This window comes from Bacteroidales bacterium (assembly GCA_031275285.1).
Taxonomy (GTDB): Bacteria; Bacteroidota; Bacteroidia; order Bacteroidales; family UBA4181; genus JAIRLS01.
The window spans coordinates 14378-37823 of the sequence record JAISOY010000042.1; the positions used below are offsets into that span (position 1 = coordinate 14378).

At 41.2% G+C, this 23446-nt stretch carries 15 protein-coding genes and 1 tRNA gene; 2 read left to right on the forward strand and 14 right to left on the reverse strand.

Features of this window, described 5'->3' with window-relative positions; translation table 11 throughout:
• Nucleotides 1-66: 66 nt before the first annotated feature.
• The 10 genes from LBQ60_03925 to LBQ60_03970 all read right to left on the reverse strand — a co-directional run bounded on the left by LBQ60_03925 (nucleotide 67) and on the right by LBQ60_03970 (nucleotide 15435).
• A complete protein-coding gene (locus LBQ60_03925) occupies nucleotides 67-2709 on the reverse strand; it encodes a trypsin-like serine protease (protein ID MDR2037051.1) in 2643 nt (880 codons plus the stop codon).
• A gap of 10 nt (nucleotides 2710-2719) precedes the next feature.
• Nucleotides 2720-3715: a hypothetical protein gene (locus tag LBQ60_03930; GenBank protein MDR2037052.1), complete on the reverse strand. Its 996-nt coding sequence runs from the start codon at nucleotides 3713-3715 to the stop codon at nucleotides 2720-2722.
• 62 nt (nucleotides 3716-3777) lie between these two features.
• Nucleotides 3778-4449, reverse strand: a complete 672-nt coding sequence (locus LBQ60_03935) for a hypothetical protein (GenBank protein MDR2037053.1) — start codon at nucleotides 4447-4449, stop codon at nucleotides 3778-3780.
• An 11-nt stretch (nucleotides 4450-4460) separates the two neighbouring features.
• Nucleotides 4461-5141: a hypothetical protein gene (locus tag LBQ60_03940; protein ID MDR2037054.1), complete on the reverse strand. Its 681-nt coding sequence runs from the start codon at nucleotides 5139-5141 to the stop codon at nucleotides 4461-4463.
• A gap of 607 nt (nucleotides 5142-5748) precedes the next feature.
• Nucleotides 5749-5820, reverse strand: a tRNA-Arg gene (locus LBQ60_03945).
• Between the two features lie 56 nt (nucleotides 5821-5876).
• Nucleotides 5877-7169 carry a threonine/serine exporter family protein gene (locus LBQ60_03950; protein MDR2037055.1) on the reverse strand — a complete coding sequence of 431 codons (1293 nt, stop codon included), beginning with the start codon at nucleotides 7167-7169 and terminating at the stop codon, nucleotides 5877-5879.
• 665 nt (nucleotides 7170-7834) lie between these two features.
• Nucleotides 7835-11380 (reverse strand): pyruvate:ferredoxin (flavodoxin) oxidoreductase, encoded by a 3546-nt coding sequence (gene nifJ / locus LBQ60_03955; GenBank protein ID MDR2037056.1) that lies wholly within the window; start codon nucleotides 11378-11380, stop codon nucleotides 7835-7837.
• A 431-nt stretch (nucleotides 11381-11811) separates the two neighbouring features.
• Nucleotides 11812-12960, reverse strand: a complete 1149-nt coding sequence (gene galK, locus LBQ60_03960; protein ID MDR2037057.1) for a galactokinase — start codon at nucleotides 12958-12960, stop codon at nucleotides 11812-11814.
• 64 nt (nucleotides 12961-13024) lie between these two features.
• Nucleotides 13025-14332 (reverse strand): MFS transporter, encoded by a 1308-nt coding sequence (locus LBQ60_03965; protein ID MDR2037058.1) that lies wholly within the window; start codon nucleotides 14330-14332, stop codon nucleotides 13025-13027.
• Between the two features lie 35 nt (nucleotides 14333-14367).
• A complete protein-coding gene (locus LBQ60_03970; protein ID MDR2037059.1) occupies nucleotides 14368-15435 on the reverse strand; it encodes a galactose mutarotase in 1068 nt (355 codons plus the stop codon).
• Nucleotides 15436-15568: 133 nt separating this feature from the next.
• On the opposite strand from LBQ60_03970, the gene xseB reads away from it, so the two are divergent.
• Nucleotides 15569-15766 carry an exodeoxyribonuclease VII small subunit gene (xseB, locus tag LBQ60_03975; GenBank protein MDR2037060.1) on the forward strand — a complete coding sequence of 66 codons (198 nt, stop codon included), beginning with the start codon at nucleotides 15569-15571 and terminating at the stop codon, nucleotides 15764-15766.
• A 119-nt stretch (nucleotides 15767-15885) separates the two neighbouring features.
• On the opposite strand, the gene ribD is transcribed toward xseB, so the two are convergent.
• From ribD to tpiA, 4 genes are all read right to left on the reverse strand, one after another.
• Nucleotides 15886-16947: a bifunctional diaminohydroxyphosphoribosylaminopyrimidine deaminase/5-amino-6-(5-phosphoribosylamino)uracil reductase RibD gene (gene ribD, locus LBQ60_03980; GenBank protein ID MDR2037061.1), complete on the reverse strand. Its 1062-nt coding sequence runs from the start codon at nucleotides 16945-16947 to the stop codon at nucleotides 15886-15888.
• A gap of 2 nt (nucleotides 16948-16949) precedes the next feature.
• Entirely contained in the window at nucleotides 16950-18797 is a 1848-nt protein-coding gene (locus LBQ60_03985; GenBank protein MDR2037062.1) for a chloride channel protein, read from the reverse strand.
• A gap of 71 nt (nucleotides 18798-18868) precedes the next feature.
• Nucleotides 18869-20452 (reverse strand): L-aspartate oxidase, encoded by a 1584-nt coding sequence (gene nadB, locus LBQ60_03990; protein MDR2037063.1) that lies wholly within the window; start codon nucleotides 20450-20452, stop codon nucleotides 18869-18871.
• 78 nt (nucleotides 20453-20530) lie between these two features.
• Nucleotides 20531-21286 carry a triose-phosphate isomerase gene (gene tpiA / locus LBQ60_03995; GenBank protein ID MDR2037064.1) on the reverse strand — a complete coding sequence of 252 codons (756 nt, stop codon included), beginning with the start codon at nucleotides 21284-21286 and terminating at the stop codon, nucleotides 20531-20533.
• A 308-nt stretch (nucleotides 21287-21594) separates the two neighbouring features.
• Between tpiA and LBQ60_04000 the strand changes: the two genes are divergently transcribed.
• Nucleotides 21595-23415, forward strand: a complete 1821-nt coding sequence (locus LBQ60_04000) for a potassium transporter (GenBank protein MDR2037065.1) — start codon at nucleotides 21595-21597, stop codon at nucleotides 23413-23415.
• Nucleotides 23416-23446: the final 31 nt, after the last annotated feature.

Here is a 23446-nt window from a genome sequence, read left to right on the forward strand (position 1 = left end):
GAAAAAAGGTGCGTCAATATCTTGGTTTTGACACACCTTCTTTTTACCAAACACTTGATGATGTGTTTATTTATTCAGAATCACTTTTCTGGTTTCGTGCTTACCGTTTTTATAGATAATCCTTACAACATACAAACCGTTGGGTTGGTCCTTTAAATGAAATTCTTCTATGTTTGAAAAAGGTGACTTTTTGACTAAGAGAAGGCCTGAAGGACTAAATATTTCATAATAAAGTATATCAAGAAAAACATCACTGATATCAATTTTAATCAGATCCTTAGTAGGGTTAGGAAATACAGAGATTTTTCCTTCTGGTTCAGATATAATTACCTGTTCATGATCAACTGAGAATCTTGTTGGTTGGCATCTTCTCGGAAAATCCGGACATTTTAACATTTTAGTTGAAAATCTTGCACCATTTTGTATATGTGTTCCAGGGGTTAACTTAATGGATTTATATGCAGATAATTCATGATCTCTTACAGATGTGAAGGTAACATTATCTACTATTAAATGTCCTCCTATTGGTGGATAATGTTGATCGGTTATTGTTACTTCTTCCTCACAATCAATAACTTCAACCGTCATTTCTTCTTTCGATCCAGACGTATATTTCTGCTCTTTAAGAGGATAGCTATATGTTCCATCCTCATTTTCATCATAACTTCCTCTATATATAGTTGCACCAATTTTGTAAATACCTTCATTATTAAGGCTGAAACAATGAGAAGAAGGCAAATAATAATAAGCCGGATAAGGTAAATTACCGGCCATTGGACCAGGTTCATATTCTAAAATATTAAAGGTTTCCGTTTTTCCACTGCTCCATACAACTCTTTTAATTCCCCAATTGCTTCCATCACGTTCATATAAAGCATTTTGTGATATTTGAAGTGTAGCTCCTTTTGGGAATATTACCTGATGTAGTGGAGTATTTTCTTGCTTCAGATGAATGCGAAGACCAAATTTGGGAATTGCTGTAAGTCCTGTAATAATAGTTGATTGCATTCCGTTTGCATCCATAACATAAATAGTACATCTATGTATTCCTGGGTTGGGGAAATTAACAGGACCAACCTGAATATGTCCTGTAGAATTTGTTCCGGAAAAATTATAACATTTTGGATCTCCATATTTATATGCCCATGTTTCATTCCAGTTTTTATTAATCCAAACCCACCATTGATATGGAGGTGCTCCGGCAATATCAAGATTTATCCATGCATTTTCTCCTGTATATATTTTTTCAGGAAGCACATTTACATAAACAGGTAGTTCATTATCGAATACCGGTTGACTCGATGGAGCATGAGGACCTAAGTAATTTACGAGACCTCCATCTAATACTGCTTTTGAAAATTTGCCATAAAAGTCGGGTCCGTTATTTTGACAAGATGAACTACCTCCTGTAAGGATGCCTATGAGATCATGGTAGCTATTAAATAATGGAGATCCTGATGAACCACCTTCTGTAATACCTGTGTCCCAAAAAATCCTCCAATGATTATCAGCAGCACATGTGAATTTTTCAGAAACAAATTGTCCTGATACAGGAGCTATTCTTGATTTGGATATTTTTTTTACATCACCTTTAGGATGATGAATGGTTACGGTATTTAGGGTTCTTTCATCCATTTCGTTGGTCCCCCACCCTGCATATGAAACATTGTATTTTGAGATGTCATAAACAGATCCCTTAAGCTGTAATAATAAATAATCAGTATTTCTACTTTTTGCATCCCTTGAAACAATTGTTGCTCCGGCCACTGATTTTGTACGACTATTTGAGATATCAGAACCATTGCTGAGACAACTACTTGCATCATGTCCGAAAAGAAAAACCCAATTGTTTATATTGGAATAAATGCTTTGATTTCCCACCATATCTTCATAGCAATGGTTAGCTGTAAGAAAATAAGGTTTGTCATCCGGCTGATAACCTGAATATTTATTTATCAAGGTTCCCGAGCAGATCCCGTAATAATTGCTTCCACTTTGTTTTAACAGGATTATAGCGACTGATCTGATCTCTTTTGCCCATTCTCCTCCTGATTCACATGCAGCATTTACATTACAGGAAGCAGCTCCTTCAGAGCTAAACGGGCCTTTTCTAAAACAATTATCAAAAATATATACTACATTACTTAAGGATAATCTGGGTTGTTCATCAAGTCCATTTGGAACAAATAATTCAATATAGATAACATTACCATTTATATGTTGAGTTATGAATTCATTATCATCACGGTTATTTTTATAAGTAAATGCGCCTAGATACATATCTTTCTCTTCATTATAAAAGAAAAGCTGACATCCCTTAGGTAAATAAAAATCATCAAAAAGAAATTGAAATCCTTCCGAATCATTAGATGCTATTTCTAATAACCATATACTACCATTATCAACACTAATTTGCTGAGCCTGTTCGAAAAAGTTAACTGATAAGCTTATTTCTTTACCATAATATTTTCCATTACGACATTCCTGGCATCCATTAGTCAGTTCTTCTATTTCGGATTGAATTACTGATCTATTTAAATCAGGTACTGAAATTGCGTAATTACTAATACCCAAACGACTGATTTGGTTATTGGCTAACTCTGAATATACAGAATCATACATTAAAGGTATTCCCCTTTCATGTAATTGGGAGTATAAGTAAGTCAAATTCGCTAGTAAAAATGCGATTCCTATATATATTTTCTTCATCACGTTGTTGTTATAAATTATCATTATTTTTTAATTCATCAATTATCAACTGCTGTAGACTGAGTTGTTGTTGTAATATTTCATTTTGTTTCCCTAACTGGATCATATAGAGGGTCAATTCCTCAATTTTCTGTAACAACTGTATCTGAAATTCCCCCATATTCACGCCATTTTGTATCATGGTATCTGCCGGTGCGATATCCGGAAGGTGTTTGTTTTCAGCAATAAACTGTTCTACTTCTTTTAAGGGTTTTAACAGGTAGTTTTCTTCGAAGACAAAATCAGCACCGGCATTGGCTTCTACCCTGATCTCACGCGCAAGAATATCGCCAGCTACGGTGAGCTTAGCGGTAGGAGTGGTAGTTCCAATTCCGACATCACCTGCAATATTAATAGCCATTCTATATTCTCCATGGGTAAAAAATTTAATTCCCCCATAACCACTCATCCATAAAGCTTCTGATCCCGGTGTTGATGAATCACTTATCCACCCTAAAGAATAATGTCCCCAGTCAATCTGATCATAATTAAAGATGTTATGTAAATAAGCACCAAACACCTTTCCATCAAATTTTTTAGCCTTAATATTTCCATCAACATGTAATTTTTCGGTAGGATTTGTTGTCCCAATACCAACATCACCTGCAATATTAATAGCCATTCTATATTCTCCATGGGTAAAAAATTTAATTCCCCCATAACCACTCATCCATAAAGCTGCTGATCCCGGTGTTGTAGAGTCCCTTATCCATCCCAAAGAATAATGTCCCCAATCAATCTGGTCATAATTAAATAAAGATTCATCTAAATATAAGCCAAATTTTTCACCTTCGAATTTATCCGCATTAACTTTTCCTGTGATATGCAGTTTTGAAGTAGGATTCGTCGTTCCGATCCCTACATTTCCATTATTGTAGTAAATATTACTCCCGGAAGGATCCCATTGTCCAAAAGATGTAAGCACGGATACCAATAAAACAAGTTGTGTAAAAATTACTTTTTTCATATAGATTAAATTATTAATTCATATTATTATGATTGTTTTAAACTATGTAATTATAAAATGAGTTATTTATCTTTCTTCAGTTCTTTTAGCTCTGATCTTAATTCATCGATCTGCTTTTGTTGCTCTATAGTATACAATGTCAATTCCTCAATTTTCTGCAGCAATTGTATCTGAAACTTCCCCATATTCACGCCGTTTTGTATCATGGTATCTGCCGGAGCGATATCCGGGAGATGTTTGTTCTCAGTGATAAATTGTTCCACCTCTTTTAAGGGTTTTAACGGGTAGTTTTCTTCGAAGACAAAATCGGCTCCGGCATTGGTTTCTACCCTGATTTCACTCGCAAGGATATCGCCTGCTACAGTAAGTTTCGCTTTGGGTGTTGTAGAGCCGATACATACATTGCCAGTAGAAGTAATTCTCATCCGTTCAAATGGGTCAGCATAACCATATTGAGTATAAAAAGCCAATCCAGCACAATTAAATGTCTCTTTATATGTAGAAATTTTACCTCCGATTTCACGGTTAGTACCTGTTGTAGCAAATAAGATATTTATAAATCCTGTCGTTGCATCGTCAGAAAGAGACTGATTTCTTATTGTCAACGTAGATAGAGGGGCTATCCCTACCCCTACATTTCCATTGTTGTAGTAAATGTTACTCCCGGAAGTTTGCCATTGGCCAAAGGTATTCGCAGATGCTAATAAAAATAGAAAGATAAATAGTTTATTCATGATCATAGATTTTATTTTGTTGATATGTTTTGTTGTTCTAATTTCTTTTCGAGTAGCTTAATCCTTTCATTTTGTTTCTCCAGCTCTTTATTCTGCTCAATCGTATACAACGTTAATTCCTCAATTTTCTGCAGCAATTGTATCTGAAATTCTCCCATATTCACGCCGTTTTGTATCATGGTGTCTGCCGGTGCGATATCCGGGAGATGTTTCTTCTCAGTGATAAATTGTTCCACTTCTTTTAAGGGTTTTAGCTGGTAGTTTTCTTCAAAGACAAAATCAGCTCCGGCATTGGCTTCTACCCTGATCTCCCGTGCAAGGATATCGCCTGCTACGGTGAGTTTCGCTGTGGGAGTGGTAGTTCCAATGCCAACATTTCCTAAATAGGCAATAACTAATCTTGGCTCTCCACGAGTAAAAAATTTTATCCCTCCATGTCCGCTCATCCATAAAGTAGAAGTTCCAGGAATATCTGTATCAGAGAACCATCCTAAAGAATAATGCCCTATGGAATTTTGCTGATAAGTAAATGGATTATTTATACCACTACCAAAATAATTATTAAATCCTATGCCTACATTTCCGCCAATATACTGAATTTCGTTGTCACTCGGTTGCCATTGTCTAAGTTGTCCAAAAGATGTGAACACAGATACTAATAAAACAAGTTGAATTAAAATTACTTTTTTCATGATGGTTGATTTAATGTTTGTTTATAATTGATTTTAAGTAAAATATTTTTATCTCTTCCCAGGAAATATTGAGAATACCGGAAAGTCCTATTTTGGTATGAAATTAAATACAAGTGCTCTGTATATTAAGGTTGAAATAAATATTGTTCAAATGTAAGAAAATATTTCATGTATGCCCAGAACTATAGCTGTTTTCATGTGAATAAAATTTATTACGCTTCCGCTCCATGAGAACGCTAGCGTTAAGTTGATTTTCAATGGTCACATGGAACCTTTAGCTCATTGATTCCATATAAATAGATTTATTTATCAATAATATCCATATTTTATTGACTTCGTCGAACTCGTAAACCCGGTTCATCACGTTGGGTGAACAGTGATGTTCATGGATATTTCATCATAAAAAAGCTTTGATTTCTCGTCTGTGTAGGATGATGAATAAATTTCCCGAATCTTAGCAGGTAATTACCTGCCTGTTCTGTTTATAAGCCGGATGACAAAATAAGTAGTATGAAGTTTTTCCATCCCGGACAGATCGGGTTTTCCCTGATTTCAATTCAAATTCAAAAAATAAACCCACTGTTTTTCAGTGGGTTTAAGATATCTGTAGCCTCAACAGGACTCGAACCTGTATTTAAAGTTTAGGAAACTTTCGTTCTATCCCTTGAACTATGAGGCCGGATCGAAAGAAACAAAAACCTGTTTCAAGGCCGCAAATATACAAAATATTTTGTTTTATGCAGCCAAAGCCCGGGTGATTCGTTTTTGTTTCAGTTTTGCCGTATATATTCTTCCGGCGATATTGGGAATCGCTATTCCCAGGGAAAGTCCGAAAAGTATCATGATCACTTTGACCAATGAATCGAATGTGTCGATCAGTATAGGAAGCTGATCGATCTCCGGGGCATTGGCATTGAAATTGATCGCCCCGATGATGGATTGATACATCAATACTCCGGGAACCATTGGGATAATAGGAGGTATCGATATCACATGTGCAGGGACATGTACTTTATGTACCAGATAAATGGAAGCCATCCCTACCGTTAGAGATCCGCAGAAACTACTTAAGGCAAGCCCCCAGCCGAGATGATAGAACAACAAATTACGGGTGGTGACGGCTATGGCGCCAAGTAAAGCACAGACCAGCAGCGTATGCGTGGGGACATTGAACAGGATGGCGAATCCGGTTGCTGCAAATGCCGCAAATAAAGCGACCAGAAACCATGGGTCGTACGGAATAAGCGATGTGGTGTAGTCATTGAAATTCAATATTTTCAGTGCGAAGAACATTCCGAATGCAATGGCGGCAATCGTCAGAAAAGCGATCACCATCCGTGTCACACCGACAATCGTAAAACCATCGATCATATCATCCAATGAATTGATCAACGGGAAGCCGGGTATAAGAAAAAGGACACTGGCAAAAATAGGGTGATAGGGTGTATCACTGATGGGTAGAAATGTTGACGAACACGATATTAAAACCGCAATAAAGGAAGATATAGCTACATTGATGTATGGGTTAAATTGGCGGTGATGCATTTCCTGGCGTGCAAATAAAGCGATCGAGGAAGCTACGAATGTGATCAGTACGGCCGGCCAGTCACATCCGAATAATTTGCAAAATCCGCCACAGGCAACACCCACAGCAGTAATAACCAGCCATCTGGGGTAATTCTTTTTGAAAGAAGCGATTCTATTTAGTTCCGTTTCATATTGTTCTAGCGAATATTTTTGTTCCAGTGCTTTCCACGATAATTTGCTGATTTCAGATAATACCGTCATGTTGGCGCTATGGTTCTGGCATTTCCTGAACTTCGTGATAGACCGGCTACCTTCACTGATATTGATCATCAATGTCGTATACATGATGTGCATATGAAATCTGTCTTCGGGTATCCCCATAAAAACGGCGATTCTCCGTAAGTTCCGGTCTACGCGGTTACTGTCGGCCAGGCTTTGTATCAAAAGCTGCCCGGTAAGAAGTAACAAATCTAATTTTTTACCCAATAAATGACTATCCATTTTTATATTTATTTGCCTGTAAGTATATGTTGGAAATTAGTTTATATTATTTCACTCTTCTTTATTCACATTATAGTATTATTTTTTATGGTGTTCATGAGGGCTCACGCCGTTGCCTTGATGCAAAGAAGCAACTTAGCGAAGCGGTCTCACGAACACCATATAAACCAATTTATGGTGAGTAAAAATCAAGACTTACGACAGTCCTGGCTAAAAATCCTTTGTTCCGGGCAAAACAAAATAACTACCTGCGGTGAGAACGCTAACGCTAAGTTCGCTATCGCTCAAACAGATTTTGTTTTTGATGCCCTTCACTTCGGATTTTCCTAACGCCGACTGCCGTAGGTCAAACCCGGTATACTTGAGTATATCATTTTAAAGTAGACTAAGTAATATAAAACAATTAATGTCATATTTTCTGAACGTAATTCATTTGATCAATGTGACTTAAGAAAACAATAAATGGCACTGAGTGCTTAATTTATATCTTGTACTTATCTATAATTGTAAGGATACAAATTTATCAATGGTCCAAAAATAAATTACAGTTTTTTCGCCTCTATTATTCACTGAAGATATCTACTTTGGATGACGAATAGGTTTGAAAAGGGGGATAAAAATAAAGCCGGGATTTTCCCCCGGCTTTTATTATTTGATCATACAGGTCATTCTGCGCTGGATGACAACTTTTTATAATTGTTGTACCTCCATTTTGCGTTTTCTTCTGCAGATTTGAACAGTTCCGTTGCTTCGGCCGGGAATTGTTTTTTCAGGGAAGAATAACGGACTTCACTCAGGATGAATTCCTGGAACTTGGTCCAGTCCGGCTCTTTGGAATCAAGCTGGAACGGATTCTTTCCTTCTGCTTCGAGCATTGGGTTATAGCGGTACATTTGCCAGTATCCGCAGGCAACGGCTAATTTTTCCTGTTCCTGCGTTTTACCCATACCGGCACGTAACCCATGGTTGATACAAGGAGCGTAGGCAATGATCAATGACGGTCCGTCATATGCTTCAGCTTCTTTTAACGCTTTCAGGTATTGACTTTGATTGGCGCCCATGGCAACCTGTGCTACATACACATAACCATAACTCATGGCCATCATGCCCAGGTCTTTTTTACGGACGCGTTTTCCTGCCGCTGCAAATTTGGCAATAGCGCCTACCGGTGTTGATTTTGAAGCCTGTCCGCCGGTATTTGAATACACTTCCGTATCCAGTACCAGTACGTTTACGTTTTCGCCGGAAGCCAGCACATGGTCTAATCCGCCGTATCCGATATCGTATGCCCAGCCGTCACCTCCGATGATCCATATCGATTTTTTCACCAGGTATTGGCGCAGGTCATAGATTTCTTTGCATGCAGGGCAATTACATTTCTGGAGTAACGGAAGCAGGTCTGCAGATGCTTTTTTACTTTCGATAGCTGTTTCAGCAGCTTTCCACGCATTGAATGCTTCTTTCACCTCACCGGAGCAACTGCCGCTTTCAACAGCTTCGTCCATCAGGCGGGAGATACGTTCACGCATTTTATCTACTCCGGTAGCCATACCGAATCCGTATTCGGCATTGTCTTCAAACAGGGAATTTCCCCATGAAGGACCTTGTCCGAGTGCATTGGTGCAATAAGGCGTAGAAGGAGCAGATCCGCTATAGATGGATGAACATCCGGTAGCATTGGCTACCATCATCCTGTCCCCGAAAAGCTGGGTAACCAGTTTAACATATGGCGTTTCCCCACATCCGGCGCAAGCTCCGGAAAATTCGAAGAGCGGCTGTGCAAACTGGCTGTTTTTTACATTTTGTTCTTTGGGAACAATGGCATCTTTATAAGTGATATTTTCTACCGTGTAATCCCAGATTTCCTGTTCTTTCATTTGGGATTCGAGAGGTTTCATTAACAATGCCTTATTACCCCTGTTCCCAGGGCATACATCGGCACAGTTACCACAACCCGTACAATCCAACGGACTGATCTGGATGCGGAATTCCAATCCTTCGAATGTTTTTTGCGGAATGGCTGCAATCGTAGGAGCGTTGCCTGGTAATCCTGCTTTTTCTTTGGAATCAAGCAGGAACGGACGGATCACTGCATGAGGACATACATAAGCACATTGGTTACACTGGATACAGTTGGATGGTACCCACTCCGGAACATGTACGGCGATGCCGCGCTTTTCATAAGCAGATGTCCCTTGCGGGAATGTTCCGTCCTCGCGTCCGATAAATGTACTTACCGGAAGATCATCACCGCGCTGGCCATTGATAGGATCAACAACATTCGTGATGAATTCCGGGCGTTTCGGATCAACCGGGGCAACATCGGCGTCAGGATCCAGTTTGGACCATGCCGGATCTACCTCTACTTTGATGACTTCTCCACCACGGTCGACAGCCGCATTGTTCATTTTCACAATGTCCTCACCTTTACGTCCGTATGATTTCTGATTGGCTTCCTTCATTTCATTAACAGCCTGATCATATGGAATCACTCCGGAAATCTTGAAGAAGCTGGATTGGAGGATCGTATTGGTACGTGTACTTCCTAAACCGACTTCCTCGGCAATTTTGATGGCATCGATGATATAGAAAGAAACATCGTTATCCGCCAGGTATTTTTTGATCTTATTGGGTAATTTTTCACAGGTGGTGGCAGCATCCCATTTGCTGTTGAGCAGGAATGTTCCGCCCTTACGAAGCCCTTTGATGATATCATATTGATGTACATACGGGAATACATGGCAAGCCACAAAATCGGGTGTTCCTACCAGGTAAGGCGCGCGAATGGGGGAGTCACCGAAACGAAGATGTGAAATGGTGATACCACCGGTTTTCTTCGAGTCATACGCAAAGTATGCCTGACAGTATTTATCCGTCGTTTCTCCGATAATTTTAATGGAGTTCTTATTGGCACCCACTGTTCCGTCTCCGCCGATACCATAGAATTTTGCCTGGAAAGTACCTTTAGGCATGATGTTAATCTCCGGGCGCTGTGGTAAGGATAAGAAAGTCACATCATCAACGATACCTACAGTAAAACCGTTTTTCGGTTCGTTCATTTTCATGTTGTCCACAACGGCCAACATATGTGCTGCAGTGGTATCTTTGGAAGAAAGTCCGTAACGCCCGCCGATGATGATCGGTGCGTTGGGTTTTCCATAGAACAGGTCTTTTACATCCAGATATAAAGGCTCACCATTTGCACCGGGTTCTTTTGTCCGGTCAAGGACAGTGATGCGTTTTACATTCTTGGGTAATACTTTGAAAAAGTATTTGGCTGAAAACGGACGGTAAAGATGGACTGAAACCAAACCAACTTTTTCACCCTGTGCTGTGAGATAATCTATGGTTTCTTTGATGGTATCCGTGATAGAACCCATGGCAACGATGATGTTTTCTGCATCCGGAGCGCCATAATAAGTGAACGGATGATATTCACGTCCGGTGATTTTTTGTATTTCCTGCATGTAGTTTTCTACCATGTCAGGTAAAGCAAGGTAAAATTTATTGGCAGCTTCACGCGACTGGAAATAAATATCTGAGTTCTGGGCGGTCCCCCTTGTTACAGGATGTTCAGGGTTGAGCGCCCTGTCGCGGAATTGTTTTACTGATTCCCAGTCCAGCAGTCCGGACAGGGATTCGGGAGAAAGCGCCTCTATTTTTTGTATTTCGTGGGATGTCCTGAATCCATCAAAGAAATGAAGGAAAGGAATACGGGATTTGATGGCGGTAAGATGGGCAACAGCAGCCAAATCCATTACTTCCTGTACACTGCCTGTGGCCAACATGGCAAAACCGGTCTGGCGGGTACTCATGACATCACTGTGGTCGCCAAAGATGGAAAGCGCAGATGCAGCCAGACTACGTGCCGAAACATGAAATACTCCGGGAAGCAATTCTCCGGAAATCTTATACATGTTGGGGATCATCAGTAATAATCCCTGCGATGCGGTAAACGTAGATGTGAGTGCGCCTGATTGCAATGATCCGTGAACAGCACCGGCAGCACCGGCTTCACTTTGCATTTCTACTACTTTAACGGTTTCATTGAACAGGTTCTTTTTGCCTTTGGCTGCCCATTCGTCCACATATTCAGCCATTGTCGACGATGGTGTGATAGGATAAATAGCCGCTACTTCGCTGAACATATATGCGATGTGTGCTGCAGCATAGTTCCCGTCACAGGTCAGGTAATTCTTTTCTTTTGCCATGTTTTAACGTATTTAAACAATTTCTATTTTCTGAATTTGACCGCAAAGGTATAAAATATTTTCTTTCCCGATAGCTCATTGCGGTATTTAGACAGGTTCAAGATTAGTACAAAACAATGAGATTGATAATTGATAATAGATAATTGAATATTTTTAAATCACTCACATTATAAGCTATCTAAACGAAACATGTATAATTATTTATTGAAATTATACTATACGATTTTTATTGATTTTTGATAACAGTAGGATATGAGGCGATATTACAAAAAGAAACCTGCATAAAAACATTTTTATACAGGTTTCTTTATTTGACTGCGATCAGTTATTATCTGTTCCGATAATAACCGGGATAATTTTCAATTACTTGCTACGCTACGTGAGATCACTCGCGCTAAATTCTCAATTATCCATTCTCCATTTTCAATTATTTATAGTTTCCTGGCGCCATCTTTGATGACCACATCATATACCTTTGGCTTGATGTTGAACTTTTTTTCGTAAGCTTCAGTGGTCTTTTTGATGAAACTATCATACAGCTCACTTTTTACCAGGTTAATGGTACAACCGCCGAATCCGCCACCCATAACACGGGAACCTGTGACACCGCATTCTTTTGCCATATCATTAAGGAAATCCAGTTCAGGACAGCTTACCTCGTATTTTTTGCTCAACCCTTCATGTGTTTCGTACATTTTCTTGCCGACAGTTTCATAATCGTCTTTTTCCATGGCTGCACAAGCATCCAACAGACGCTGGATCTCTTCGACAACAAATTCCGCACGCATGTAATCCACTGCATCCACTTCGTTTTTCACTTCTTTCAGCATGTCGAGATTGGCATCGCGCAGTAATTTCACTTCAGGGTGGCGTTTGGCAATAGCTTCAACAACCCTTTCACATGAAGCGCGGCGCTTGTTGTATTCTCCACCGGCTGCCAGATTGTGTTCTACGCAGGTGTTAATGAGTACTACCCTGTATCCCTTAGGATTGAACGGAACATATTCGAATTCAAGCGAACGGCAGTCCAAACGCATCAGGTAACCTTCTTTACCATGGCAGGAAGCAAACTGGTCCATGATACCACATTTGATACCTACATAATTGTGTTCGGTAGCCTGACCCATCAATGCTATTTCCATACGGTCAAATCCCAGGTTGTATTGGTCATTCAACGCAAACCCGAAACAACTTTCCAGGGCAGCTGAAGATGACATACCAGCTCCAAGGGGAACATCGCCGGCGAATACAGCATCAAACCCTTTTACCGGTTTACCTTTTTTAGCCATTTCACGGCACATGCCGAAAACATAACAGGCCCATTGTTGTGCAGGTTTGTCGGCTTCTTCAAGGCCAAACTCACACGATTCATTCAGGTCCAGTGCGAAAACGCGGGCTTTATCCGTTCCGTTGGGTTTGATTTCGCAGTATATCGCTTTATCAATCGCTCCGGGAAGCACAAAACCACCATTGTAATCGGTATGTTCGCCTATGATATTGATACGGCCGGGTGAACAATACATGGTTCCTTCCGAACCGTACAGTGATTTGAATTTTTCTTTGATTTTGGTTGTATCCATAACTATATTTTATTAATAAGCCTGACAGAAACCTGTCAGGCTTTGATTTATTTTATCCGGTGATTTAATCAACAGGAATGTTTTTATTGACATTTTTAGATCCGGCAACAGCATAGAAGAGTAAGTAAGCCAGACCGGCAACGATTACCCAGTAGCTGACACTATATGTCGAGACATCGACGATGGCATTCTGGAGAAGTGGTAATATACCTCCACCGCACACCAATACCATGAAATAACCGGAAGCTTTTGCCGTGTATTTTCCCAATCCTTCAACAGCCAGGTTAAAAATGCTACCCCACATAATGGAGGTACACAATCCCACCAATACCAGTAAAGCAGCATTAATGGGTACCAATGCCGTTCCGAATGACAAAGAACCTGCATTATTCATCAGTACAGGCAGGTTTACTTTTGTTGCTACATTAGAGAAGATAGCAAAGAGAACCAATACCAGACCCACTACAGATACCGTAGAAAGCATTACTTTACTGGAGATCTTTGCTCCCAAAGCAGCACCTAACAAACGGCCGATCAACATCAGGAACCAGTAGGTAGCGGTAACAAAACCTGCAATGGATGAAGCTTGTTCCGGACTTGTTCCTAGAACATTAAGATCAGCATCTACTAGCCATGAAAACAATACTTTAGGAATACCTACCTCAACACCGACATAAACGAAAATGGCTATGGCGCCCAGTACAAAGTGACGGAAAGAAAGAGGACTGTATTGGGATTTTTCACTGGTTGTTTCAGTGATTTTATGAGGTTCAGGAATACTGGCCAGTCCAATGACAACAAAAGCCAGTGCAAATATAGCCAGTGCAATGAACATGATCGGATACACGTCGGAGATCTGGGCCTTGGCGATATCACCGACCAAAATACCTACTAATACGATAACTGCTGTTCCACACAAGGAATTAAAAGAACCCCCTATCTGGATTAACTGGTTGCCTTTATTACCACCGCCACCAAGCGTATTCAACATAGGGTTGACAACTGTATTGAGCAGACACATGGAAAAACCGGCTACAAATGCCCCCATAATGTACACGCCAAATGCAGCACTACTGTCGATCAATCCTGAAAGGGTCTGGATACCGACGCCTGCAAAACCTATGGCTATTGCAATCAGCGCGGTTTTCTTATACCCCAGTTTTTGGAGCATAATACCTCCCGGAATGCCCATTACAGCATATGCAATGAAATTGGCGAAAACACCCAGTGTTCCCATCCAGTTGGCCACTGTAAACTGATTTTTTAGCACGTCACCCATCGGAGATGCCAGATTGGTTACAAATGAAATCATCCCGAAGAGGAAGATCATCATTATGATGGGTAGAACATGACTTTTTTGTTGTTGTGTCATAATAATTGTTTTTGAGGTTTAAAATTGATTTTGTTTTATGAGAACTTATATATTGTTTGCGATTTGAAAGTTTCACCCGGACGAAGGATCACTGTCGGGAATTGCGGTTGATTGATACTGTCGGGATAATGTTGTGTTTCGAGACAGAAAGCCGACCGCATAGGGTAACGTTTCCCGTTTTTGGCCACGAAATTTCCTGTCATCCAGTTACCTGTATATAGCTGAACACCGGGTTCGGTGGTATAGGTTTCCATGGTAATGCCGGTTTTTGGGGAAACGGCTCTTGCACATAAGGATAATTCATTGTTTTCTTTATTCAGCACATAAGTGTGGTCATATCCTTTCCCATAGATCAACTGCTGAAAATTATCTTCTATTCTTTCGCCTATTTCATGCGGTGTACGGAAATCCATAGGGGTACCGGCTACCGGTTCGGCTTTTCCGTATGGTATAGCCGTTTCATCCGTCGGAAGATAAGTATCCGCATTAATGGTTAAGGAGTGGTCTCCGATATACGGATCACCGGCTCCTGAAAGATTAAAATAGGAATGATTGGTCAGGTTGATGATGGTCGCTTTATCTGTTTTCGCTTCATAATCAATTTTTACAGCGTTTTCTTCTGTTAACTGGTAACTGATTTTTGAAGTCAGGGTTCCCGGAAATCCTTCTTCACCGTCGGGTGATACATAGGTCAACTCTACCGTCTGCTCATTAATTTGCCGGGCATCCCATACAACGGCATTGAAACCTTTGATGCCTCCATGCAGGTTGTTGGGACCGTTATTAATGGCCAGTTGGTATTCCTTTCCATCCAACGTGAACTTACCTTTAGCGATCCGGTTGCCGGTTCTGCCGCACACGGCGCCGAAGTACGGTTCTTCCGATGACAGGTATTCTTCGATATTGTTATGTCCCAATACAACATCAATCATTTTTCCGTCTTTATCCGGAACATGTACGGATACGATCTTTGCACCGTAATTGGTAACGGATACTTCCATCCCGTTTGAATTGGTCAGAATATACAGATCTACCTGTTTCCCATCTATGTTCTTCTGAAAATCGGTTTTTGTTAACCCCCCCAGAGTCGTTGTTTTACTCATACTTTGATAATATGTTTTCACTTTTTCATTACCATGCAAATATATAATTTTAATGATATATCTCCGCTAAGAATGTTTTTTTTTTGATTCTTTAACAATTTGTATATTTGCAATCGTATCAAAATCAATGGTCATGGCTAAAAAAGAATTGAATTATAGCGAATCAATAGAAGAAATTGAACGCATTCTGGAAAAAATAGAGCAAGGGGAAACTGATGTTGACGAATTGACGGAAGAGATCAAGCGTGCAGCTAAATTATTACACAGTTGTAAAGAAAAACTGTTTAAAACAGAACAGGAAGTATCGAAAATCATCCATCCGGAAGAATAATTCCTTAATTTGAAACTTATTTAGCGATCTTCCTCAAAACCAAATAAAAATAATGGGCTGCAATTGTGTTTTGTTCATAATATTGCAAACATTTTTCAGCTATGATCCACAACTACAGGTCAGATACTTATGTTGCGGATGACTTCCAGTTTACTGTCACGGTAATAATGTTCTTCATCGTACGGTGCATGAATCTCAGGAGCTTTAATACCATTACCAAAATTTGTCTTGCCGGTGAAAATGCGGGCTTCATCCCAAAGACCTTCGTTTATAAAGGTCTGGAGTAATTGGGTACCTCCTTCGATAAGTACAGAGGTCGTATTTCGCCGGTATAATTCATCCAGGATATGGTAGGGCAGCCGTTGGTCGAAAGGGATGGTGGCATATTCGGCAAAAGAAGTATTTTCTGTCTTTTTTTCTGTGAATACCAGAGTTGGCTGACTTCCGTCGAACAGATGCAGGGAAGAAGGAAGCCGTAACTTCCGGTCTATCACAATCCGTAGCGGGATATGCCCTTTCCATTGGCGTAAATTTAGCATCGGGTTATCCAGGAAAGCCGTGTTGGTGCCTACCATGATGGCGCTTTCTTCCGAACGCCATTTGTGTGCCAGTGTCCGTTCAAAACCTTTTGTGATCCAGGTAGGACGTCCGGTTGCATATTCATTACGTATCACATCGATGAAGCCATCTGTCGTCTGGGCCCATTTAAGCAACACGAACGGCCTTTTTTTCAGATGGTAGGTCATGAACCGGACATTTAACCAGTCGCTTTCTTTTTTTAAGACATTTTCGGTTACCCGGCATCCGGCAGTACGTAGCCGTTCGATACCTTTTCCGGCTACCAGCGGATTAGGATCAAAACTTCCTGTTACGACATCGGGTATATGATGAGCTATGATGAGATCAGAGCATGGAGGGGTTTTTCCATAGTGGGAACATGGCTCAAGGTTTACATAAAGCGTGGAACGGGATAACAGTTCTTTTTTTTCAACGGAGCGGATCGCATTTACTTCGGCATGAGGTTCTCCGTATTTACGGTGGTATCCTTCACCGATAATTTCATCATCACATACGATCACACATCCCACCATCGGATTCGGTGCAGTATATCCGGCAGCATTCCGGGCCAGTTCGATACACCGGCGCATATACTTTTTGTGGATGACTGAAGATACGGACATGCTTATTCCTCATAAAACTGTTGCAACAACGTCCTGTAGGAGGAAAATATCTTGGATTTGGATAAAAAACCGATATATTTTCCGTTTTCCACCACCGGTAGATTCCAGGCGCCTGTTTTTTCAAATTTATTCATGACGGCATCCATCGTTTCGTTGATCTCGATCAGGGATGGGGCAGGGGTCACAAGGCTGGATACAAGCGTTTCTTTATACTGTTCCGGTTCGAAGATGATGTTGCGGATATTATCCAGTAAAACGACACCTATGAATTTAGCGTTTTGGTCAATTACAGGGAAGATGTTTCGTTTCGATTTTGAAATGTATTTAACCAGATCCCCCAACGTATCCTCAGGATGTACGGTGATGAAATCTTTTTCGATCAATTTGTTGGTTTTAAGTAGGGTAAGGATGGCCTTGTCTTTGTCATGGGTGATCAGTTCGCCGCGTTTTGCCAGGCGACTGGTGTAGATCGAATGCGGTTCGATGTAACGGGCGGTAATGAATGAAAAGGCCGCCGTGAAACTTATCGGGACAAAAAGGCCATGTCCTCCCGTGATTTCGGTAATCAGGAAGATAGCGGTCAGCGGTGCATGCATAACCCCGGCCATCATACCGGCCATACCGGCCATCACGAAATTTTTGTCACTAACGGAAAATATAGGGATCATGTTGATGACCTTGGCAAGAATGAATCCGGATACACCTCCCATGAACAACGTAGGGGCAAAGATCCCTCCGACTCCGCCACTGCCGGTGGTGACGGCCATAGCGATCACTTTCAGTACCAGTACCAGGGATAAAAAGGCCAATAACCAATACTGGTTGTCTTTAACGTTATAAAATACGCTTCCGTTAAGCAGGTCGGCCGAACGGCCGCTGAGAATCATTTTTAATGCTTCATAACCTTCTCCAAACAACGGCGGACAAAGGAATATCAACAATCCCACAATGCTACCGCCAATGATCAGGCGTTGGAAAACCAGTATTCTTTTTCCGGTAATTTCTTCTTTGACAAATTTCCGGCTCTTTTTATCCCATCTCAGATAAGTTTTCCCCAGCCTGTCCATCAGATTTTCGATGTATTTAGTGCTTCTGGTGAAATAAATAGCGATAAATCCTGTGAAAAGCCCTAACACCACATAATAGGGAAGGTTCTGTAAAACGAGCGGATCCATTACGGTAAATGAGAATACCGCTCCTTTACCCATCAACAGCCAGGATATAGCGGTGGCTGTCACTGCTGAAATCAATAATGGGATAATGGAAGCGGTGGTCAGGTCGAGCATGAGCACTTCCAGCGCAAAAACAACAGCGGCTACAGGCGCGGAAAAGATACCGCCAATAGCTCCGGCAGCGCCGCATCCGATCAGTAAAGTCGTGGTTTTGTAATTGAGCCTGAACCACTGGCCGATATTTGAACCAATGGCTGATCCCGTCAGTACAATGGGTGATTCCAACCCGACCGATCCCCCGAATCCGACCGTCAGTGAAGAGCCGATCATGGACGAATACATATTGTGCGGTTTGAGCTGGCTGTTTTTCTTGGATATGGCGAATAATATCCGTGTGATTCCGTGTACAATGTCTTCTTTGACAAAGAACCGGACAAACAGGACCGTTAATAGAATACCGACAAAAGGACAGATAAAATACAACCAGTTGGCCGAAAAACTATTGATATGTCCGGTAAAGAAGAGGGTTAGCGCATGGACAGTATTTTTCAATAATACGGCAGCTAATCCCACCACTATTCCGATAATGAAACTTAACAGGATGATCAGCCTTTGTTGTGAGATTCTTTCTGATATCCAGTGTATGATTTTTATGTGTGCAATGGCAGACCGGTTCACGGCAATATTTTTATGATATGGTCAATTAAACAATGAAGCATGAATGCTTTTATGATAAACAACGAAAAGTGTTATAATGTTTGGTATAAAGGTTGGGAATGAGGATAATCGATATTGTAATGCAATCCGATACTTTCACGCCGGGCCTGTGCGCTTTTGATGACCAGGTATCCGGCATTGATCATATTGCGGAGTTCGCAGAGCTTGATTGAAAGGGTGGTTTTGGCGTACAGCGCTTCCGTTTCGTCATAAATGATCTGCAACCTGTCCATGGCTCTTTTTAAGCGGAGATTGGAACGAACAATACCGACATAGTTACTCATGATTTGCTGCATTTCCCTGTAATTCTGTGTAATCAATACCATTTCTTCCGGATGGGCCGTTCCTTCGGTATTCCAATCAGGAATATTGTCTGGAACTTGGTACTCCCTGAAATTCCTGATGGCATCCATGGCCGCATTATTTGCATACACCACAGCTTCAATCAGTGAATTGGATGCCAGCCTGTTGGCTCCATGTAATCCTGTACAGGTCGTTTCTCCTGCAGCGTAAAGCCGGTTGATACTGCTCCGTCCCGTCATATCTACTTTGATTCCGCCACATTGGTAATGAGCGGCCGGAATTACAGGAATAAAATCTTTGGTGATATCGATACCGATACTCAGGCATTTTTCGTAAATATTCGGAAAGTGGCTTTTCAAGCCTTCGTGTGAGGTATGTGTAGCGTCGAGGTATACGTGGTCGTCACCCCTTACCTTCATTTCATTATCGATAGCCCTTGCCACAATATCACGGGGAGCCAGGGATCTTCGCTGGTCGTATTTATGCATGAATTCCTTACCGTCGATGGTACGCAACACGGCACCAAATCCACGCATAGCCTCTGTGATCAGGAAAGATGGTTTGTCTCCCGGATGATACAATGAAGTAGGATGAAACTGGATGAACTCCATATTGTCGATGATGCCCTTGGCGCGATAAACCATGGCGATCCCGTCTCCTGTGGCAATGATCGGGTTGGTCGTGGTAGAGTACAGGTTACCTGTACCTCCGGTGGCCATCATGGTTACCCTGGCCATCATGGCAAAAGTTTTGTTCTTTTTGATGTCCAACAAATAGGCTCCGTAGCATTCGGTATCGGAATGGTATCTTTTTACCAGTTTTCCCAGATGATGTTGTGTGATCACATCTACGGCAAAATGGTTCTCCAGGATTTCGATATTCGGGTGGTTACGGGCCATTCCCGATAAAGCCCGCTGTATCTCAAACCCGGTGTTGTCTTTGTGGTGTAGTATTCTGTGTTCACTGTGTCCGCCTTCCCGGGCAAGGTCAAAATTACCGTCACCCGTCCGGTCGAATTCTGTGCCCCACTCAATGAGCTGTTGGATCTGTTCGGGGGCTTCACGAACAACCATTCGTACCACTTCTTCAGTGCAAAGGCCGTCTCCGGCAATCAACGTATCGGCAACATGTTTTTCATAAGAATCACTTTCATCAGTTACCGCCGCTATACCTCCCTGTGCATAACAGGTATTGGTCTCGTCCAGACCGGTTTTGCTTACCAGGCACACTTTACCGTAAGGGGCTACCTTTAAGGCAAAACTTAATCCGGCCAGTCCCGATCCGATTACCAGAAAATCAACTTCGCGCTTCATGATAGGGCAAGTTATTCGTTAAAATTACAGATTGATACCATGTTGTGGTATCAATCTGTAACTGATTACTTGCTGTAATTAAAACGATGTAATAATTTTAATGAATTTTTCTGCAACCAACGATGCACCACCAATCAGTCCACCATCGATATCAGGACATGCGAGCAGTTCTTTGGCGTTATTTTCGTTCATGCTGCCGCCATATTGTATGGTAATCCCTTTTGCTACTTCTTCGCCGTATTTCTCAGTAATGGATTTCCGGATAAAGGCATGTACTTCCTGGGCTTGTTCAGGTGTGGCAGTACGTCCTGTTCCGATGGCCCATACCGGTTCATAAGCAATAACGATCTTTTTGAAATCATCGGCAGAGAGGTCGAATAATCCATCTTTTAATTGGCCGTATACGGTTTCGAAATGTTTTCCACTATCACGTTGTGCCAATTCTTCACCAACACAGAATATAGGCGTTAACTGATTTTCCAGTGCCAGCTTCACTTTTTTTGCAAGGATGGCATCGGTTTCCCCGTAATAGGTACGGCGCTCAGAGTGTCCGATGATTACATAATTAACACCGGCGCTTTTGATCATGGCTGCGGAAACTTCACCGGTATATGCACCGGATGCTTCGGCAGCACAGTTTTGTGCGGAAACACCGATTTTGCTACCTACCACCTTTGATACTTCTGTCAGATGCAGGAAAGGGGGGGCAACAACAACGTCGCATTGAATGCTTCCGGCCGCATCTACAGCTGCTTTGATGTCTTTTGCCAACTGAACTCCTTCGGCAAGGGTTTTATTCATTTTCCAATTGCCTGCTATGATATTCTTCCTCATGATTTTTTATGATTTTATAATAATAAGGGTCAAAAGTATAAAGAAAAACCGATATAGAACAGGAAAAAAAACTGTTTTCAAAAGCATCCGGAAAATTTCCATGGAATATCGGGCGGGTAGCCATATATTTCAGATAATTCGGTTTCATTCCGTTGAGCAGATAAAGATATGTTTTATATTTGTGCCGGAAATACAACCACGATTCTTTATTAAGTAATAGCAAATAACTAAAGTCATATTTAATAAACGTAATCAATTTATCAATCTGACTTAAGAAAACAATAAATAGCACCGGGTGCTCATCACGCATGGAACAACTGAAACGTTACTGGATCAGGATTAAGTTTTTATTTATCAATCTGCAGAAGATACTGTTGTATTTTACGCGTACGGTATTTTCATTATTGGCCCTGTCGGCCTTATTGCTGATCATTTATGAATTCGGCTTTGACCTGGATATTTCCAGGCATTTATCGGTTCGCCGTTTTTATTATCTGATCCTGACACTTTTTTTCATTAAATATTCGGTTAATCTGATCAAGGAGTTTAAGGAAATATTGAAGAGAAAAGGATTTTGGATAGGGATACTCATTTATCTTTTATTACTGATTACCCTGATAATACACTATTTTTCTGATCATGGAGTTTCCGGTCATTTTTTTGTCCAGATTTTTACCTCATCAATCATGATGTATGCCTTGTTGTTGATATTCAGTATGCTTGAGTTATCCCAACGCCTGCTCGGAATCATGGACAAGCATATTCCACCTGGCTTACTGTTCGCCTATAGCTTTATTTTTATCATCATACTTGGTACGGTTATGTTGATATTACCCCGTTCCACCGTTTCCGGCATTTCGCTGGTGGACGCATTGTTTACAGCTACCAGCGCCGTTTGTGTGACAGGGCTGAATGTATTGAGTATTTCTTCTGATTTTACGCTTACAGGACAGGTGATACTTCTGATACTGATCCAGATCGGAGGAATTGGTGTGATGACCTTTACCAGCTTTTTTGCACTTTCATGGATGGGGCATTCTTCCTTCCAGAATAATCTGGTATTGAAAGATATGTTAAATGAGGAGAACCTGAGTGGTATTTTCAGAACATTGATGAGTATTATGATTACAACTTTCGGCATCGAACTGATTGGCGCCGTGCTGGTTTTTTTCAGCATAAAAGGAACTTTAGGAATGGGTTTCGGTGAAGAAGTATTTTTCTCGTTCTTCCATGCTATTTCGGCTTTTTGTAATGCCGGTTTTTCCACTCTATCCGGAAACTTGGTTGATCCTTTGGTTTCCACCAATTACAGGCTGCATACCCTTATCGCATTGTTGATTGTGTTCGGCGGACTGGGTTTTCCCATTATCGCAAATTGTTACCGTTGGGTAGGATATTTCGTTCATAATATATGGTTACGGCTTACCGGGGAAAAGAAAAAACAGATACACACCAAGATCATTTATATAAACACCAAAATTGCTTTATATTCTACGGTCATTCTGTTAGTGCTGGGATTTGCCTGCTATATGATCCTGGAATATAACCATACGCTCAAAGGATTATCCTGGGACGGAAAGTTGGCAACCGCTTTTTTCGGTGCGGTTACGCCACGTACTGCCGGATTTAATACAGTGAACCTTACGGCAATGATGCCGGCCACCGTCCTGCTAACAATTATATTGATGTGGATAGGTGCTTCTCCCATGTCTACTGGAGGAGGGATAAAAACCACGACTTTTGCCATTGCTTGCATGAATATCTTTAATGTGGCAAGAGGAAAAAAGAAAATGGAGGTTTTCCGTAGGGAGATCAGTCATACGACGATCCGCAGGGCATTTGCCGTGATAGCCATTTCTATCCTTTGGATTGTGTTGAGTGTATTTTGCATCTCAATGGCTGAATCTCAGGTAGAACTTACGGCAGTATTTTTCGAATGTGTTTCGGCGTTGGGTACCGTGGGTTTGACACTTAACCTTACTCCGGAGCTGGGTAATTTCAGTAAAATGGTGCTTGTATTTACCATGTTCATCGGAAGAGTAGGGGCATTGACCATTTTATCCGGTCTGATGCCGCAGTATAGCGATAAAAAATATACCTATCCGCAGGAGCTGGTGATGGTTGGATGATCAAAGTCAGAAAGTTAAAAAGTAGGAAAGT

Coding starts and splice junctions, on each gene's coding strand:
- LBQ60_03925 (MDR2037051.1), bottom strand. CDS start 2,709: ATGAAGAAAATATATATAGGAATCGCATTTTTACTAGCGAATTTGACT.
- LBQ60_03930 (MDR2037052.1), bottom strand. CDS start 3,715: ATGAAAAAAGTAATTTTTACACAACTTGTTTTATTGGTATCCGTGCTT.
- LBQ60_03935 (MDR2037053.1), bottom strand. CDS start 4,449: ATGAATAAACTATTTATCTTTCTATTTTTATTAGCATCTGCGAATACC.
- LBQ60_03940 (MDR2037054.1), bottom strand. CDS start 5,141: ATGAAAAAAGTAATTTTAATTCAACTTGTTTTATTAGTATCTGTGTTC.
- LBQ60_03950 (MDR2037055.1), bottom strand. CDS start 7,169: ATGGATAGTCATTTATTGGGTAAAAAATTAGATTTGTTACTTCTTACC.
- nifJ (MDR2037056.1), bottom strand. CDS start 11,380: ATGGCAAAAGAAAAGAATTACCTGACCTGTGACGGGAACTATGCTGCA.
- galK (MDR2037057.1), bottom strand. CDS start 12,960: ATGGATACAACCAAAATCAAAGAAAAATTCAAATCACTGTACGGTTCG.
- LBQ60_03965 (MDR2037058.1), bottom strand. CDS start 14,332: ATGACACAACAACAAAAAAGTCATGTTCTACCCATCATAATGATGATC.
- LBQ60_03970 (MDR2037059.1), bottom strand. CDS start 15,435: ATGAGTAAAACAACGACTCTGGGGGGGTTAACAAAAACCGATTTTCAG.
- xseB (MDR2037060.1), top strand. CDS start 15,569: ATGGCTAAAAAAGAATTGAATTATAGCGAATCAATAGAAGAAATTGAA.
- ribD (MDR2037061.1), bottom strand. CDS start 16,947: ATGTCCGTATCTTCAGTCATCCACAAAAAGTATATGCGCCGGTGTATC.
- nadB (MDR2037063.1), bottom strand. CDS start 20,452: ATGAAGCGCGAAGTTGATTTTCTGGTAATCGGATCGGGACTGGCCGGA.
- tpiA (MDR2037064.1), bottom strand. CDS start 21,286: ATGAGGAAGAATATCATAGCAGGCAATTGGAAAATGAATAAAACCCTT.
- LBQ60_04000 (MDR2037065.1), top strand. CDS start 21,595: ATGGAACAACTGAAACGTTACTGGATCAGGATTAAGTTTTTATTTATC.